We start from the raw sequence: 15,140 nt of genomic DNA, 5'->3' as shown, positions 1-15,140 counted from the left end.
AGATCTTTAAAACTAAGAACTTGTCCCAAACCGAATCGATCTTTAAAACGATAGAATTCCGATCTTTTAAAAGTTTGGGACAATGATTTCAATTATTCTTTAAGAAAAGACAAGTTGGATTTTTGATTTACGATAGACGGATCTTTCATCGTAACAGAAAGAGCATCACCCGTTTTTTCGATTTCTATCTTGAATTTTCCGTCCTTGTCTATGATCGGAGATTCTTCTACATACTTACCTTCAAAAACCTTTTTCTTATTAAATTTTACCGTATAATTGACGTTATCCTGGCTTTCGATTTCTAAAAGTACTTGGCTGACTCCATTGTTACCGTCCCAGGCCATTGCGGTCCAAGGCCCTTTGAATTTTTCTAGAGTAGAATCTCCTCCAAAGGTTCTTTTTTTAGGAGCTACAACTGCAGTGGAAATTACAGCGGAGACTGGAAGTGAGTTTCCACTTTCTCCTCCTAAATCGGTTTTAGAAGTTACGGAATAAAGAAATAAGGTCTCTTTTTCCGGAACGTCTGCCACGTAATTATTTTTGTTCCCTGCCGAACCTAAAAAAGTCCATTTTGATTCTCCTCTCTTCTTACGAAAAACATAATATTCTGATGCTTCTTTAACTGGGTTCCAAGTTATGCTGATTTTGGCTTCTTTGACGTCTAAAACACCTTTGACGTTTTCAGGGGAAGATAGTTTAACACCTCTTTGTTTATTTGGATCCGTATAACCGTAAGCAAAACTAGAAAAAGGTCCGTTTTTACCTTCTGTATTGACCGCAGTCACAGAATAATACGCATAACGTGCGGGAAGATTTTCATCGATAAACTCTTCATTTCCCGTCTCGGAAATTTTTTCCCAAGCACCACCTCCAATCCAACCGGATTTGATATATCGAAATATTAGATATTTAGAAGCTCCAGAAACCTTTTGCCATTTTAGTTCTACTTTATTTTGATAAGCACCTCGACTGGCTACTAAACCCAACGGTTTTGCAGGAGGAGTTTTAGGCTGAGAAGTAAAACCGCTCGCTGCATCTGAAGGTTCTCCTGTTTTTCCTCCTAGTTTTGCGGAAACCACATAAATTTCTACAACCCCTTTTTTTGCCGCGGATGTATCTACGTAACTATTGATTTTAGAAGTTCCAATCGGACTGTATCTTTTCTGAGATTTATTCCATTTAAAAATTTGATATTCGGAAGAAGCGTCTCCAGGTTCCCAGACGAGTTCGATTTTATTATCATATTGTCCTTGAGTTGCTTTGACTCCTAAAACTTTAGGAGGAGGTTTTAATTCTTCCGTTTTTGCAAATCCGATCACTTCTCCTTGGGACAAATCAGAAGCGGAAGAATCCGTTAAAGTTAGAATCTTATATTTATAAGCAAGGTTAGGTTGAACCCCATCGTCGTTAAAACTATTGGTAGCAGACAATCCTACTTTTCCAAAGTTGGAATCTCCTGGGCCTTTTCTATGAATTTCGTAACCGACTGCATTCGGAACGATTTCCCAGTTGATCAAAACCTTATCTATAAAACTTCCTTGAGAAGCAGTAATAGAAGAGGGCGCTGTAGGATTAGAATCGTTTACAACTTCTGGAGTACTGCTAGAATCCGGCTGATCTATGACGGTTTCTACTTGATCGATCATTACAAAAGCGCCTTGGCAGATTTTAGTAAACCAACGATAGTCTATATATCCGTAGCCTTGGTCTCCCCAATCCGTTCCCCAAGAATTGATAAATTTGACGGCGTTTTTAGAATCGTCATAACCTACTAAGGCGATCGCGTGTCCTCCGTAGGTTTTGCCTAAACCTTCTTTGTAGATTTGATCCCCTTTGAGATTAAAGAAATTCTCATAAACCAAAACCCCTGCGACGACTGGTTTGCCTTCCGAAAGTTGAGCTTTGACTTCGTTCATATCGGTGGTTTTTACTCTTAAGAATTCTTTCGCTTTGTATTTAGAAGCAGCTTCGATTGCAGCTTGAGAAGGACGGGTTCTATAATCCGCGGGATTGTAAGGCATGGTTTCCCAGGTAGCCGCTCCCATTTCCACCATCACTTTCATTGCGTCCGAAATCAACGATCCATTGTCTCTTCCGCCGTTGATCTGATTGTATATAAATGCGGGAGAAAAAATTTTACTATAGTTCGGAGTTCCTTGGGCAGTTCTGAGAGACCAATCTTTAGAACTTTTTCTTTCTATATATTCTTGAAAACTTTTAGTCGCGTAGGCAGTGGACCAAGCAACACAACTGCCTTGTTCGCCCTGGTTTCCTACGGGAGGCATAGAAGGAGAAAGATCCACTTTGGAAGCAAGTCCTCTATGAGAGATCCCATAAGGATTTGTTTCTTTTAAAGAAGATAGAAGTTCGGAGGATTCCTGTTTCATTCCTAAAGAACGAAAAGAGGGTTGTGCAAAGATAGAAGTTTGGAAGTTTAGTAGTAAAATAATAATTAAAATAGAATATTTTAAAATTCTCATATACTTTTCCTCTTAATTCCCTTTTTGAGATCGGACGATTTCTACGATTTCATTTTCCATCACTCTGGAATATTCTTTAAACGCAAAAGGATGCGGCTCGTAGAGAACGATCAACGAAGATTCGTTACCTTTGCTATCCTTGACTTTTTTTTGGTTTAAAAATAAAATATAATCTCCTTCGGGAGGAGAGGCCTTGAGCCATTTACCTAGAAGTTCGGGAAAAATCATAAAACCGATTTCAAACTTAGAAGGAAGTTTTTCGGCGCCTTTCCAGGGTTTTAAAATTTCTACTGTGGCCGTGACTGAAATTGAGGTTTCTGAAATTTTTGTTTCTCGAACGTTTGTAATTCTGGTCAACGCAATGTAGTCTGAATTTTTAATTTGGGTTTCCAATGTAGGGGGAGTTGGAACCGACAAAATTGGTAGGGTCAATAACAGAAAACCGATCCAGGAAAACGTTTTTAAATTCATCTTTATCTCCGTTGGGCCGAAGCCAAAAATGAAGTATGAATTTTCAAACTCTCTCCGCAAGAAATTTTTTAAACCGAATGTGTCTTTTACTGGAGTTGAACAATTTTGTGTATCTAACCGATCACTATTTCGCAATCAATCTAGGGATCTCTGTAAAATGAATTTTGATAGATGAAGGTCGTAAAACGGAGATTTCATGTAGAAATTTGATTTTAAAGAAGCCTATTAAAGTAGAGTTTAGACACGATCAATTGTAGTCAAAAGGTTGTGTTTAAGAAATAATTCTTCATGAAAATATTGTTTTGAAATTTTATAGAAATCTTTCTAATTTTCAAAGGATCCGAAAACGAGAGAGCGCCTGCTTTTCTAAACTTTCTCTATGATTTAGATGTGCAATTGAAATCAGTTCTTTGTCTCAAATTTTTTCCGTATAAATTTGCGATTCCATATTCGGTCACGATGAAATGAACATGAGCTTTGGTCGTTACTACGTCCGCTCCCGGTTTTAATAAAGAAACGATTCTGGATTCTCCTTTGGACGTGGTAGAAGGAAGTGCGATGATTGGTCTTCAGAAAGAGAAGCTCCTCGGATAAAGTCCATCTGACCTCCACATCGGAATACTGTTTTGTACCGATCGTATCTGCACAGACTTGACCGGTTAAATCCACTTCAATCGCGGTTACTTTTGGATTTTTTCGGATCACATGAGGATCGTTGATATAACTAATATCTAACATGGAAACTTCTGGATTATCGTCTATAAAATCATAAAGTTTTCTAGTTCCCATAACAAAGCCGGAAACAATTTTGCCAGGATGTTTTTTCTTATGAATTCCCAAATCCTTATGAGAGGTCAGACAAGTCAGTACTGCGTTTGGAATGACTCCGATTCCCATTTGTAACGTGGCCCCGTTTTCGATTAAAGAAGCTACGTTTTTGCCGATGGCAAGTTCTATGTCCGAAGGTTTTTCTGAAAAATGTTCGTGTAAGGAAAGATTCCCTTCTACAAAAGAATGAATTTTATCTATAGGAATGATTCCGTCTCCATGAAGTACGAGGCATGTTCACGTTTACTTGCGCGATGACCGTTTTTGCAGCCGCTTTACTAATATCAACCGAAACGCCTAAAGAGCAAAATCCATGTTTGTCGGGAGGGGAAACTTGTATCAACGCAACGTCTAACGGAAGGATTCCTTTCCGAAATAAGGAAGGGCATTCACTTAAGAAAATTGGAATATAATCTCCTCTACCTTCTTCGACTGCTTTCCGGGTGTTGGCTGCTACAAATAAGGAATTCGTAAAAAATTTTCCTTCCATACCGGGTTCTGCATGGAGCCTTACCTTCTGTGTGAAGATGGATCATTTCAACATTGGCCAGTTCGTTTGCGCGTGAGGTTAAGGTTTGGATTAAAAGAGTAGGTCGGCGGCAACGCTGTGGATAAAAACCCTTTGTCCTGATTTTACGGAAGAGACCGCCAAGTCTGCTGAAGTGAATGGATAGTTGGTTCTAAATTTCAATTTTTTTCCTTACTAGAAAAATGTGGTGTATTAGAAATTCAATACTCAACCAATCAGCAATCATTCGATTCGGGTATTGTATTATTCTTACTGATCTCTAAAAATTGAGTACCGTTAATTCTATCACAAAACGCTGATTCTATGTAAAATATTAGGTACTTTATTATATAGTTATGAGTAATAACATTAAGTTTTATCTGAGTTTTTCTTTTTATAAAATCGAAATAGAGTTCAAAGTTTTTCAATTTATTCTGTATTTTAGCATCTGAATATTACAATAAACGTTTATTTTTATAACCCAGAATTTACAGAATCATGAAACTTTTTAAAAAATTTTCTATAAAGAAATTGTAGCGTTCAATCCAATTTTGTTGTTTTTCTATCTACAGAAAATCCATAGTTTACAAGTTTATCCAATATGTCTTCTCATCCTATTCGTAACATTCACGTAAAATCAGAGCCGATGTTAATTTTCGTATTAGCATCGATTCAATTTACTCACATTCTGGATTTTGTAATTATGATGCCTCTGGGGAGTTACTTTCAAGAATCGTTTCATATCAATCCTCAAGAATTCTCATTATTGATTTCCGCATATACATACAGTGCATTTTGTGCAGGAATTGTAGGGGCTCTGTTGATTGATCGATTCAATCGAAAGTCTGCAGCGATTTTTTTATATTCTGGTTTTATGATTGGAACTGCTTTTTGTGCAATAGCCGATTCTTATATTTTTCTTTTGATTGCTAGGATCGTTTCAGGTTCGTTTGGGGGAATTTTAAGCTCTGTCATTTTTGCGATCGTAGGAGATGTAATCGCTATGGATCGAAGGGGAAGAGCAATGGGCGCAATTATGGGTGCTTTTTCCGTTTCTTCGGTGATCGGAATTCCTTTGGGTTTAAAGGTAGCTGAGTTTTATGGCTGGAACATGTCTTTTGCAGGAATCGTTTTTTTGAGTCTTCCGATTTTAGTTTTGATGTATTATCATTTGCCTAGTATTCCTCCCTTTCAATCTACAGGAGAAGATCCAGTTAAGGATTTTTTAAGAATTTTCACTTATAAAAGATATATGGCTTCTTATATGTTGATTATGTTCGTAATTCTTGGTGGTTTTACTGTAATTCCTTTTATTGCTCCTTATATGGAAAGAAATGTAGGAATTCCTAAAGAAAATATTTCTTGGATCTATTTTTTTGGAGGGCTTGTTACGTTTTTTTCTTCCAGAGGAGTTGGGATCGCCTCGGATAAAATTGGAAAGCATAAAGTATTCTATATTCTAGTTCCTTTATCTTGTATTCCGATTTTTATCATGACCAATTTAGGTCAAACGACTCTGGTCAATGTATTGATTCTAACTACAACTTTTATGGTGATTGTATCCGGAAGATGGATTCCTGCTTTGGCATTGATCACTTCCACGACCGAGCCAAGAGATCGGGGTCGTTTTATGACCGTAATCTCCGCGTTACAAAACCTGGCTTCCGGTTTAGGGGCTACAATCGGAGGAAGTATTTTAGTGGCGGCGAGTCCTACTGCTCCTTATCAAAATTACGACATAGCCGGTTATTTGGCGATGGGATTTAATCTAATTGCACTGATATTAATTTCCAAAGTAAAAGCGGTTTCTTGAATATGTTTGGGTAAAATTAGATTCAATGATCTATATGTTAATAGAGTTGTTGAAAAATGAATTCTCCATCTTGTTTCTGTTTCATGAAATGGTTGAGTGAAGCAGTTCTGTGAACCACCACTATGAAATTTTTCAACAACTTTAATTTTGTTTTCGTAGTGTTTGTATTGAACAGCGTATCATTCTAAAATGTGGGAACTCATACATTTTGATTTGAGTTTTGGTTTTGAAAATTGACTCAAAAAAATTACTCTGTTCTTGACATTTCAATGAGACAGAATATTTTGCTGTTACACGAAAGGAGGTGGTCTAGTGAATGATAGTTGTTGTAAACAATTGACCTGTGAGGTGGCTGAGCAATAGCCAGGGTACCACTTGCAATTCAGCCGTAGTTTGGCTATTGCAATCCAATCAGACCGCTGAACTTTCTGAGTTTCTAGAACTGGTCATTCTAAGAGCTTCCGATTTTCGACAGATGAATGTCGATAAAACGATGCAGTCGCTCAGAAGGTTTCTCCTAAAAAATCTTTCTAACATATATATAAAACGAAAATCCTTCTCTTTTTTACGAGCCTTTGAGATTCAGGTAGAATGAAACGAGCCCTTATTTTATCCGGAGGTGGAGCCAGAGGCGCTTATCAGGCGGGTGTACTCCGGTATTTGGAAGAAATTCAATTCAAGCCGGATATTATTTGCGGAACTTCTGTAGGTGCGATCACAGCGACAGCGATGGGATGCGGAATGAATTCCGCAGAAATCACAAAGTTATGGAAATCTATCGAAGCTAAAAAAGTGATGCGCTATTCTATCTGGAACGATCTAGTAGATATTTTTGTTAAAAGCTATTCTCCTTTGACCGATACAACTCCTCTTAAAAATTTACTCTATTCTCATTTGGACTTCCGTAATTTAAGAAAAAATCCTACGGAAGTGATCATTACTGCCGTTAACATTCTCACAGCGGAACTTGTATTTTTTAGAAATAAGGAAATTGATATAGAACACGTAATGGCTTCTTCTGCGATTCCAATGTTTTTCCCTTGGCAGTATGTAGATGGAAAACCTCACTGGGACGGAGGTGTTATGGCAAATACACCGATTTTACCTGCTGTGGAACGAGGAGCGACCGATATTGTTGTGGTACTTCTTTCTCCTGTTGGAGGAATCGATATGGGATTGCCTAAAACAAGAAGAGAAGGTATAGAAAGAGTTTTTGAACTTTCACTCATCGGATCCTATCAAACTGTGATGTCCAATTTAAACTTTGAGAAAAAAAAGAGGAAAGGGAAAAAATCTAAACTTTCTTCTCTTTTAACGATTCCAAGCGCGGATCGCCCCGAACTCAAGATCAGAACGATTGGTCCCAGAACTTCTTTGGGATTTGGAAGTATTCTTAACTTTTCTCAAGTGCAAGCGGACTATTTGATTAGTCGTGGATATGAGGACGCAAGAATTCAATTTAGAGAATAAAGTGATTCAAAGAATAGCGGAGCGATTGCTCTTTGCAGAACATTCAGGAAATAGAACGATCTGAATTGTGATCCTTAGAACAAGTTTACATTGGCTCTTTAAATTCAATTTTCTTTATGGATCAAAACATCATAAAAGCAAATAAATAAAGGAATTCAATTCGGAGAATATATGGAAGAATTATTCGTTAAAAACGGACATTTCGCCTCCAAAGACGGAGCGATTTATCAATTACGCGGAGTTAATCTTTCCGGTTCCGCAAAACTTCCTTTAAGACCGGACGGCACCACACATTTCGATCAAACAAATACATTCAATAATCATAAAAATGTGTCTTTTGTAGGAAGACCTTTGAAAGAAGACCAGGCGGAAGAACATTTCGATAGATTGAGGAAATGGGGATTTAATTTTTTGCGGTTTCTCATAACGTGGGAAGCGATTGAGCATAAAGGTCCCGGAAAATACGACAACGAATATATAGACTATGTGGAAAGAATGGTTTCTCTCGCGGCAAAAAAAGGATTTTATCTTTTTATAGATCCACATCAAGACGTATGGTCTCGATTTACGGGAGGTGACGGTGCTCCTGGTTGGACTTTGGAAGAATTAGGGATGAATATTTCCAAAATTCGAAATTCTGAAACAGCGATCGTTCATCATTATCATGGAAAAAATTATAGAAGAATGTCCTGGCCTCTGAACTATCAAAAATACTCTTGTGCAACGATGTTCTCTTTATTTTTCGGAGGAAAAGAATTTGCACCGGATACAAAGATAGACGGAAAAAACGTTCAGGATTTTTTACAGGATCATTATATAGATTCTGTGCTTAAGATTGTTCGCAGGCTCAAAAAATATAAAAACGTAATCGGCTTTGATACGTTAAACGAACCTTCTCCCGGATGGATCGGTAAAAAAAATCTGGGAGAATTTGACGGATTCGGATTTGGAAAAGTAATAAAATCTTCTCCTTTTCAAGAAATGTATCTTTCCGAAGGACGTGCGGTTTCCGCAGAGCAAGCGTATATGTTGGGTTTTTGGAGTTTGCCATTTGGTAAAGTACGATTGAATCCAGAAGGGGTTCCACTTTGGGAAAGGGGACATCAATGTATCTGGAGAAATCACGGAGTTTGGGATTACGATCCAAATGGTGCTCCTATGATGTTGAAGCCGGAATATTTTTATAGGAAGAACGGAAGAAAATACGAATTCTATTCCGATTTTATGTATCCTTTTATTAAAAAATTTAAAGAAAGGGTACAAAAATTAGAAAACAGATTTCATATTTTTATCGAAAGTGATCCTTCTAAACTCGAACTGGAGTGGAAAGAAATTCCCAAAAAAAATCAAGGATCCGTAATCAATGCGACACATTGGTACGATATATCTGTTCTTATGCTGAAACGTTATCTCCCTTGGTTTGGGGTACACGTATTTAAGCAAAAACCAATATTCGGAAAAGAGAATATAGACAATGCCTACGAGGAAACGATTCGTATGATCCGGGAAATGTCCGAGAAAAAAATGGGCAATTGTCCTACCGTAATCGGAGAAACCGGAATCCCTATGGACCTCAATCACAGAGTAGCGTATCTCAAAAATGATTACGGCGTATTGGAGAAGGCTCTTGATCGAATCATGAAAGCAGTGGAAAAAAATTTCGTAAATCTGGCGTTATGGAATTATACTCCCGATCATACTCATAGTTTGGGAGATAGATGGAATGAAGAAGATTTGTCTATTTATTCCCAGGATACACCTTCTTCTTACGATGAAGATGGGGGAAGGGCGGTTCGGGCTTTTAGTCGTCCTTATCCGATACGAACCAAAGGATTTCCTGTTGCCTTAACTTTTGATATGGAAAGATCCTTATTTAAATATGCGTTTCGACAGGAAGGGAATTTGTTTCCGGAAACAGAAATTTTTATCCCGGAAATTCATTATAAAAAAGGGTTTGAGGTTTTAGTCAACGCTGGAACGTATCAATATGATCCTCGTACCAAGATATTAAAATTTAAAGGGGAAAAAGGAATCCTTGATTATGGAATAACCGTTTACCCGTCCAAAAAATCACTTTCCAGGGAACAAGATAGAACTAAAGTGGTTTCCAAGACTCAAAAGAGGAAGATTCAATGAAAAAAGTTCTTATGATTTCCCTAAGTGTAGCCGCGGTTCTTTCATTGACCGTAATGTGTGGAGGTGCTAAACATTCAGCTGAAGAATGTGCTCCTATTGTAGATGAAATGTTGACCAATCTGACTGCTGGACAAAAACCTGAAGACGCAGCAAACATCGCAACTATGAAAGCTACTTTAGTTCCAGTATTACAAAAAGAATGTATGTCTGGAAAATTTGATCTTACTTGTCTTAAATCTGCAAAAAGTATTCCAGCTATTCAGGCTTGTAAAAAATAAAAATTTTTTCCTTCCGCACCTCGGTAAAATAACACGGGGTGCAAACTTCCTTTCAAAACGACGATTGTTTTTAAATGTGGGAACTCCTGCAAATTTCAATTTTACAGTAAAATCCTTTTTTTCTATTAAAATTGTGGAAGTTCATACGAACGAACTTCAATCACTTAAAATGAATGTTTAAAAGTTCGTAATGTGACTGAATCTGTAAAAAAACCGGGGCGTCCGGATCGTACTTTTAGCTTCAGTCTATAAATTGTATGAGAGAAACGTAATACAATAATCATCTTTAGTTACAATTTAGAACGCGATCTGTCGAAACGACCTAAAACGCTTTCGTAAAAAGCGTTTTGCTGAGTTCAGGGGTGGACGCTGAGTTTGAGAGCGTTACTGAGGCCTCAATTACTTTTGCATCGGAACTCACGTTATTTTAGAAACGCAAGAACCATTTAAAAGAGACGTAATTTGTGGGAATTCTTACTTTTAAAAAATTATAGAAGTCGGTAATACTTCGTTTATATATAATAAGTGATTAAAATTTTATTTCTAAGAGTTTGTCCCAAAACCGTCCAATGTGGGAACTACTACGAAAATTTAACGACATTAGAACTACTCGAAAGTTCACAAATTGCCAAATGCGACTTAATTTGTAGGAACTACTTCATTTTATTAAAAATTTCTAAAGAATTATTGTGTAAAATTTTTTGAGGTTTTTGGACAAGCTCTAAATAACGTGAGTTCGGCGTTAGAAAGTGAAAAGAATTTTCTAAAAGTGGTAGTTCCCACATTTTAGTATTTGTGGCAATTTTAAGGTTTTGTAAGAGTTCCCACATCCATTTTTCAAGATAAAACGAAATTTTAGAAAACAGATTCCTTATACCGAACTCGCGCGTTAAATAGAAATTATTTTCAAAATTCATGTTATTCTAATATACGGAGATCGATAGAAATTCTGAAAGGATCATTTGCAAATACATTCGTTTTCCGAAAGAAATTTGATTCTAGAACTTTTTTGCGCTGGATAAGGATTTTTATCTGCAACCGCACAAATTTCTTTTGATAAAGATCGAAAAAGATTTTTAAAGTTCGTTTTGTACAATGCGGCTTCAGATGTTTTAGACCTACCTGCCGCTGAAATGAGTTTTCCAAGAAAGTCATCTAATTTTTTTTCTTTTTGCTCTGAGGTATTTACGGAATTTAAGAAATCTTGAATTCTTAAAAAGATCATTTCTTTTTTATTTTCGTTCGTTTCTTTAAAATAATGGTTGGATAAAAAATCAAAAATAGAAAAAATCTTATTCGTTTCTGCAGAAGTATCAAATACAATATTTTTGTATTTATCAAAAAATACAAGAGCGGTCAAATCCGAATCCAAAAACGCTTTAGGATCTTGTAAAGCGTATAAAATAGAAAGCACAATCTCTTCCTTACGTATGGCGACAGGTCTTCCTATTTTCTTTTGAATTCCCAACTCCATAATTTCGTCTGCTCTTTTTAGAATGAGTTGTTTATTTGTTTCGGATTGGATATTCAATAAATATGTAATATGTCTTGTCAGGCCGCCGGCAGAGACTCTCTGAATTACGTCTTTCCCGGATGACCATTCTTCTTCGTCTATATGTTTATCCAATTGAAAATACCGTAGACTGTCTAAAACTCTATAATTTTCGTTCGGATTTTGAAATTTTTTCAAAGAATCCATTAAAAAAATATTATATTCTTTTGAATCGATTTTATGACGAATAAAACTGGACAGTATCAGACCGTGAATTTTTCCGCATTCTTCTTGAAAAGATACCTTCTTCGCTTTTTGAACGAGTTCTTGAATCTTAGATTCCGTTGATAAATCTTTTAAAAGAGTTTCTATCTCTGAATTACCAGTACATTTTTTTTCTGATGTCGTTTGAGAAGAGTTTTGATTAGCTACTGAGTCTTGGCTTTCTCGAGTGATCGTAGTATTAAAGGCATAAATGATTTCACCTGTTACAACATGAATAAAACGTCCTGATATTTTAATTTCCTCCTGAGTTTGTTTTTTTTGAATCGAATAAGATCCAGTAAGGATGAGGTCAATCGGAATTATTTTTCCTAATTTTCTGGCTTGGTCGGAATCAAGAAGACCAGAATATTCTAATGAATGTTCCGCTAATAATTCGGCGAGTTTTGTTCTTTCGACTAGAACATTGGAAGAATCTTTTGATAATTCTACTATGAACAAATCTGAAATCATGGAATCGTATTGGTTCGTCTGTTTTTCGGAATGGATAAAGTCTATCACTCCGATTTTATAACTTTTTTTGTTTTTATTAAAATTTAGAATCACGGATTCGATAGATGAACTTCCGGTTGTGGCGCATTGAATAATAACACATACAATCAGAAAAATATAAACAAGTTTGAATTTAAAAAAGCGTAATGCAAACATTTATGTCGTTGACCTCTTCACTTAGAAACTGTTCTACTCAAGACTATATAATAAAGCACCCAATCATTTACACTTCAATAACGTAAATTAAATGTAAGAAAGTTAATCCGGTTTCGCCAGCCGTGCTTTTTAGCTCCAGTTAATAAATTGTATGAAATAAACGTAATACGCCATTCTATCTTGAATTACAATTTAGAACGCGATCGCAGAGTTTTTCTACGCCTCAATTGCTTTCGCATCGGATTGTACAAACTTACGTTGATCTACGTTTTATCATAATATTTATTTATGGGCACTCAATTTTATAGGAATCATTAAAACTTCAAAAAAATGATTTTGAAATAACTTCTTGCATAAATACTTTATAATAGAGAAATTTTAATTCAAAACAATGGGATATTTCAGACTTCTATCTATATTCAATTTGAAAATGATTTAACGATCTTCGATTGAAATAACGGATTAAATCACCGTTTGGTGATTATATTTCTGAATTTACCTTCATTTTGAAACGTTCCCTGAAAACATCAGAATTGTTTTCAAATTGGCGGCAACTATTTTCTTAAAGAATATCTAATAAAGGATAACGATCTTTCGAAAAAATGGGAACATTTTGAAAAAGCTGATTATTTTTATTCTTCCATTAAAAAAAATCCTTCTTCTTCCGAATAACATCCATGTTCTCTGTATGGACCCGAAGAATAAAAATGAATTTTTTGTGCATATCTTCTGCCGATTTTCAAACAACTCAAACAAATGTCCCAACGGATTGCCCAATCGCATTCCTCTCTTCGATAAGAGGGAAAAACTCTCAACAAAGGTTTTATTTCTGCGGCGTCTTGGGGATTTGTTTGAGGAAATAAAGATTTTAAAAAAAGACCGTCTAACAGGGTTACTACGATAAAGAATAAAATAAATGTTTTTTTGATTTGAAACGTGTTTTTAATGGAATATTGAAATTGTATAAGTTTGTTTAGAGAAGAATTTGAATCTTTGGAAAACATCCTTATTTTTATATCGAAAAAAAGATTGGGATTCGAAAGGTAAAATTTCTAAAAACTTTATTTCAAAATGTAGGATCTACTTCAAAGAAGTCAACAATTCCAGATTGAATTCAATTTTTGAAAACTTCTGTATCTTTGGTCAAATCGGTCATTCATTTTCTTTATGAAATTGCGGTTTTGTGATCGTTATTCAATAGAGAATTTCTTTTAGATCGAACTTGTTTGTGACACAAGAATAGATTGCATTCCTGAGAAAAATATAAGAAAGAGATAATCAAGGAAATCAATTGCTCGCAATATCGGTTATTTTTTATCTGTTTACTACGATACTGATCGGAGCGCTTGCTTCTCGATTTGTAAGCGATTCAAAGGATTATGTGCTCGCAGGCAGAAGACTACCTTTATTTCTTGCGTCTTCCGCTTTGTTTGCGACTTGGTTCGGTTCAGAGACTTTACTTGGAGCTTCTTCTCGTTTTGTGGAAGATGGAATTTTAGGAGTTATAGAAGATCCGTTTGGCGCCGCCCTTTGTCTATTTCTTGTGGGCTTATTTTTTGCAAGGCCCCTTTATAGAATGAACATACTTACTTTCGGAGACTTTTATAAGAATCGATTCGGGAGAAGGGCCGAAATTTTATCGAGCGTATTTATGATTCCTTCTTATTTCGGTTGGATTGCCGCGCAGTTTGTTGCTTTGGGAATCATCTTTCATTCGTTAGCCGATATTCCTGTATCTACCGGTATCATTGTGGGAGCCGGAGTCGTTTTGATTTATACCGTAATCGGAGGAATGTGGGCGATTTCTCTTACCGATTTTTTACAAACCGTTTTGATTGTATTAGGACTTTCTTATCTAGTTTGGGATCTAAGTTCTAAAGCGGGTGGGATCGAGGTGGTGTTTGCGTCTACAAAACCTGGTTTTTTTAGGTTTTTTCCTGAGATGAATGTTAAAAGCATTTTTGTATATATAGCCGCTTGGATGACGATCGGACTAGGATCGATTCCACAACAAGATATTTTTCAAAGGGTAATGGCTTCTAAGTCGGAAAAAGTAGCCGTTTATTCTTCTTTATTGGGATCGTTTTTTTATTTGAGCGTGGCTTTTCTACCTTTGATTGCTGTGCTTTGTGCGAGAAAGATATATCCTGAAATTGCAAAAGAAGACACACAGATGATTCTTCCCAAAACCGTACTAACACACACCGGACTTTTCACTCAGATCTTGTTTTTTGGGGCTCTGTTGTCTGCGGTGATGAGTACAGCCAGTGGAGCGATTCTTGCATCTGCCTCGGTTTTGGGGGAAAACGTAATCCGTCCTTTTTTTAAAAAAACGAATGAAAGAACTCTTCTTCGATTGTTTAGACTTTCTGTGGTAGCAATTACGTTAGTCTCTCTTTCAATGGCGAATACAAAAAGTAATATTTACGAACTAGTATCTCAAGCGTCTGCTTTGAGTCTTGTTTCTTTGTTTGTCCCTCTTGTCGCCGGACTTTTTCGGAAAAGTTCTACTTCTACCGGGGCTATATTTTCTATGATTGTAGGATTTTGTACATGGCTTTTTTGTAATATAATTTCATTAGAAATACCGGCTTCGATTCCCGGATTGATTTCTAGTTGGATTGCTTTGTTGTTGGGCGATTGGATAGAACAGAAAGGTTATATTCAGAAAAAAACCAATAACGATTAAACGTTTTAATATTTCATATAAAATAAATTTGTTTGATTGTTTTTA

General features: G+C 36.1%; 11 protein-coding genes and 1 pseudogene. 7 read left to right on the top strand and 5 right to left on the bottom strand.

The window, feature by feature from the left end; translation table 11 throughout:
• Nucleotides 1–92 precede the first annotated feature (92 nt).
• From LEP1GSC049_RS216665 to LEP1GSC049_RS2000000226110, 3 genes and pseudogenes are all read right to left on the bottom strand, one after another.
• Nucleotides 93–2,480, bottom strand: a complete 2,388-nt coding sequence (locus LEP1GSC049_RS216665; protein ID WP_004756304.1) for a C1 family peptidase — start codon at nucleotides 2,478–2,480, stop codon at nucleotides 93–95.
• Nucleotides 2,481–2,492: 12 nt separating this feature from the next.
• Nucleotides 2,493–2,951 (bottom strand): LIC_20196 family exoprotein, encoded by a 459-nt coding sequence (locus tag LEP1GSC049_RS216670; RefSeq protein ID WP_016560733.1) that lies wholly within the window; start codon nucleotides 2,949–2,951, stop codon nucleotides 2,493–2,495.
• A 331-nt stretch (nucleotides 2,952–3,282) separates the two neighbouring features.
• Nucleotides 3,283–4,470, bottom strand: a pseudogene (locus LEP1GSC049_RS2000000226110) (acetyl-CoA hydrolase/transferase family protein).
• Between the two features lie 418 nt (nucleotides 4,471–4,888).
• Between LEP1GSC049_RS2000000226110 and LEP1GSC049_RS216675 the strand changes: the two are divergent.
• The 5 genes from LEP1GSC049_RS216675 to LEP1GSC049_RS216690 all read left to right on the top strand — a co-directional run bounded on the left by LEP1GSC049_RS216675 (nucleotide 4,889) and on the right by LEP1GSC049_RS216690 (nucleotide 9,984).
• A complete protein-coding gene (locus tag LEP1GSC049_RS216675) occupies nucleotides 4,889–6,100 on the top strand; it encodes an MFS transporter (protein WP_004757631.1) in 1,212 nt (403 codons plus the stop codon).
• A gap of 400 nt (nucleotides 6,101–6,500) precedes the next feature.
• Nucleotides 6,501–6,695 (top strand): hypothetical protein, encoded by a 195-nt coding sequence (locus LEP1GSC049_RS2000000228740; protein ID WP_004756413.1) that lies wholly within the window; start codon nucleotides 6,501–6,503, stop codon nucleotides 6,693–6,695.
• Nucleotides 6,692–7,570 (top strand): patatin-like phospholipase family protein, encoded by an 879-nt coding sequence (locus tag LEP1GSC049_RS216680; protein WP_004756483.1) that lies wholly within the window; start codon nucleotides 6,692–6,694, stop codon nucleotides 7,568–7,570. Before LEP1GSC049_RS2000000228740 ends, LEP1GSC049_RS216680 begins: the two co-directional genes overlap by 4 nt.
• Nucleotides 7,571–7,741: 171 nt before the next feature.
• A complete protein-coding gene (locus LEP1GSC049_RS216685) occupies nucleotides 7,742–9,706 on the top strand; it encodes a glycoside hydrolase family 5 protein (RefSeq protein ID WP_004759840.1) in 1,965 nt (654 codons plus the stop codon).
• Entirely contained in the window at nucleotides 9,703–9,984 is a 282-nt protein-coding gene (locus tag LEP1GSC049_RS216690) for a TIGR04454 family lipoprotein (protein ID WP_000757100.1), read from the top strand. Before LEP1GSC049_RS216685 ends, LEP1GSC049_RS216690 begins: the two co-directional genes overlap by 4 nt.
• Before the next feature lie 958 nt (nucleotides 9,985–10,942).
• Here LEP1GSC049_RS216690 and LEP1GSC049_RS216695 read toward each other — a convergent pair.
• On the bottom strand, nucleotides 10,943–12,406 hold the full coding sequence (locus LEP1GSC049_RS216695; RefSeq protein ID WP_016560760.1) for a CsgG/HfaB family protein: 1,464 nt from the start codon (nucleotides 12,404–12,406) through the stop codon (nucleotides 10,943–10,945).
• Between the two features lie 632 nt (nucleotides 12,407–13,038).
• Nucleotides 13,039–13,410 carry a hypothetical protein gene (locus LEP1GSC049_RS216700; RefSeq protein WP_004757495.1) on the bottom strand — a complete coding sequence of 124 codons (372 nt, stop codon included), beginning with the start codon at nucleotides 13,408–13,410 and terminating at the stop codon, nucleotides 13,039–13,041.
• Here LEP1GSC049_RS216700 and LEP1GSC049_RS216705 point away from each other — a divergent pair.
• Together LEP1GSC049_RS216705 and LEP1GSC049_RS216710 are read left to right on the top strand one after the other, a co-directional pair.
• On the top strand, nucleotides 13,392–13,577 hold the full coding sequence (locus LEP1GSC049_RS216705; RefSeq protein WP_004756192.1) for a hypothetical protein: 186 nt from the start codon (nucleotides 13,392–13,394) through the stop codon (nucleotides 13,575–13,577). The genes LEP1GSC049_RS216700 and LEP1GSC049_RS216705 overlap by 19 nt on opposite strands.
• A gap of 120 nt (nucleotides 13,578–13,697) precedes the next feature.
• On the top strand, nucleotides 13,698–15,095 hold the full coding sequence (locus LEP1GSC049_RS216710; protein WP_004757615.1) for a high affinity choline transporter 1: 1,398 nt from the start codon (nucleotides 13,698–13,700) through the stop codon (nucleotides 15,093–15,095).
• Nucleotides 15,096–15,140 lie beyond the last annotated feature (45 nt).

The organism is Leptospira kirschneri serovar Cynopteri str. 3522 CT (genome assembly GCF_000243695.2).
GTDB classification, from domain to species: Bacteria; Spirochaetota; Leptospiria; order Leptospirales; family Leptospiraceae; genus Leptospira; species Leptospira kirschneri.
This window is presented reverse-complemented; position numbering and strand designations above follow the sequence as displayed.

What these genes read in the sequence shown, in the direction of transcription:
- LEP1GSC049_RS216675 (WP_004757631.1), top strand. Translation starts at nt 4,889, where the DNA reads ATGTCTTCTCATCCTATTCGTAACATTCACGTAAAATCAGAGCCGATG.
- LEP1GSC049_RS216665 (WP_004756304.1), bottom strand. Translation starts at nt 2,480, where the DNA reads ATGAGAATTTTAAAATATTCTATTTTAATTATTATTTTACTACTAAAC.
- LEP1GSC049_RS216670 (WP_016560733.1), bottom strand. Translation starts at nt 2,951, where the DNA reads ATGAATTTAAAAACGTTTTCCTGGATCGGTTTTCTGTTATTGACCCTA.
- LEP1GSC049_RS216680 (WP_004756483.1), top strand. Translation starts at nt 6,692, where the DNA reads ATGAAACGAGCCCTTATTTTATCCGGAGGTGGAGCCAGAGGCGCTTAT.
- LEP1GSC049_RS216700 (WP_004757495.1), bottom strand. Translation starts at nt 13,410, where the DNA reads ATGTTTTCCAAAGATTCAAATTCTTCTCTAAACAAACTTATACAATTT.
- LEP1GSC049_RS216690 (WP_000757100.1), top strand. Translation starts at nt 9,703, where the DNA reads ATGAAAAAAGTTCTTATGATTTCCCTAAGTGTAGCCGCGGTTCTTTCA.
- LEP1GSC049_RS216695 (WP_016560760.1), bottom strand. Translation starts at nt 12,406, where the DNA reads ATGTTTGCATTACGCTTTTTTAAATTCAAACTTGTTTATATTTTTCTG.
- LEP1GSC049_RS216685 (WP_004759840.1), top strand. Translation starts at nt 7,742, where the DNA reads ATGGAAGAATTATTCGTTAAAAACGGACATTTCGCCTCCAAAGACGGA.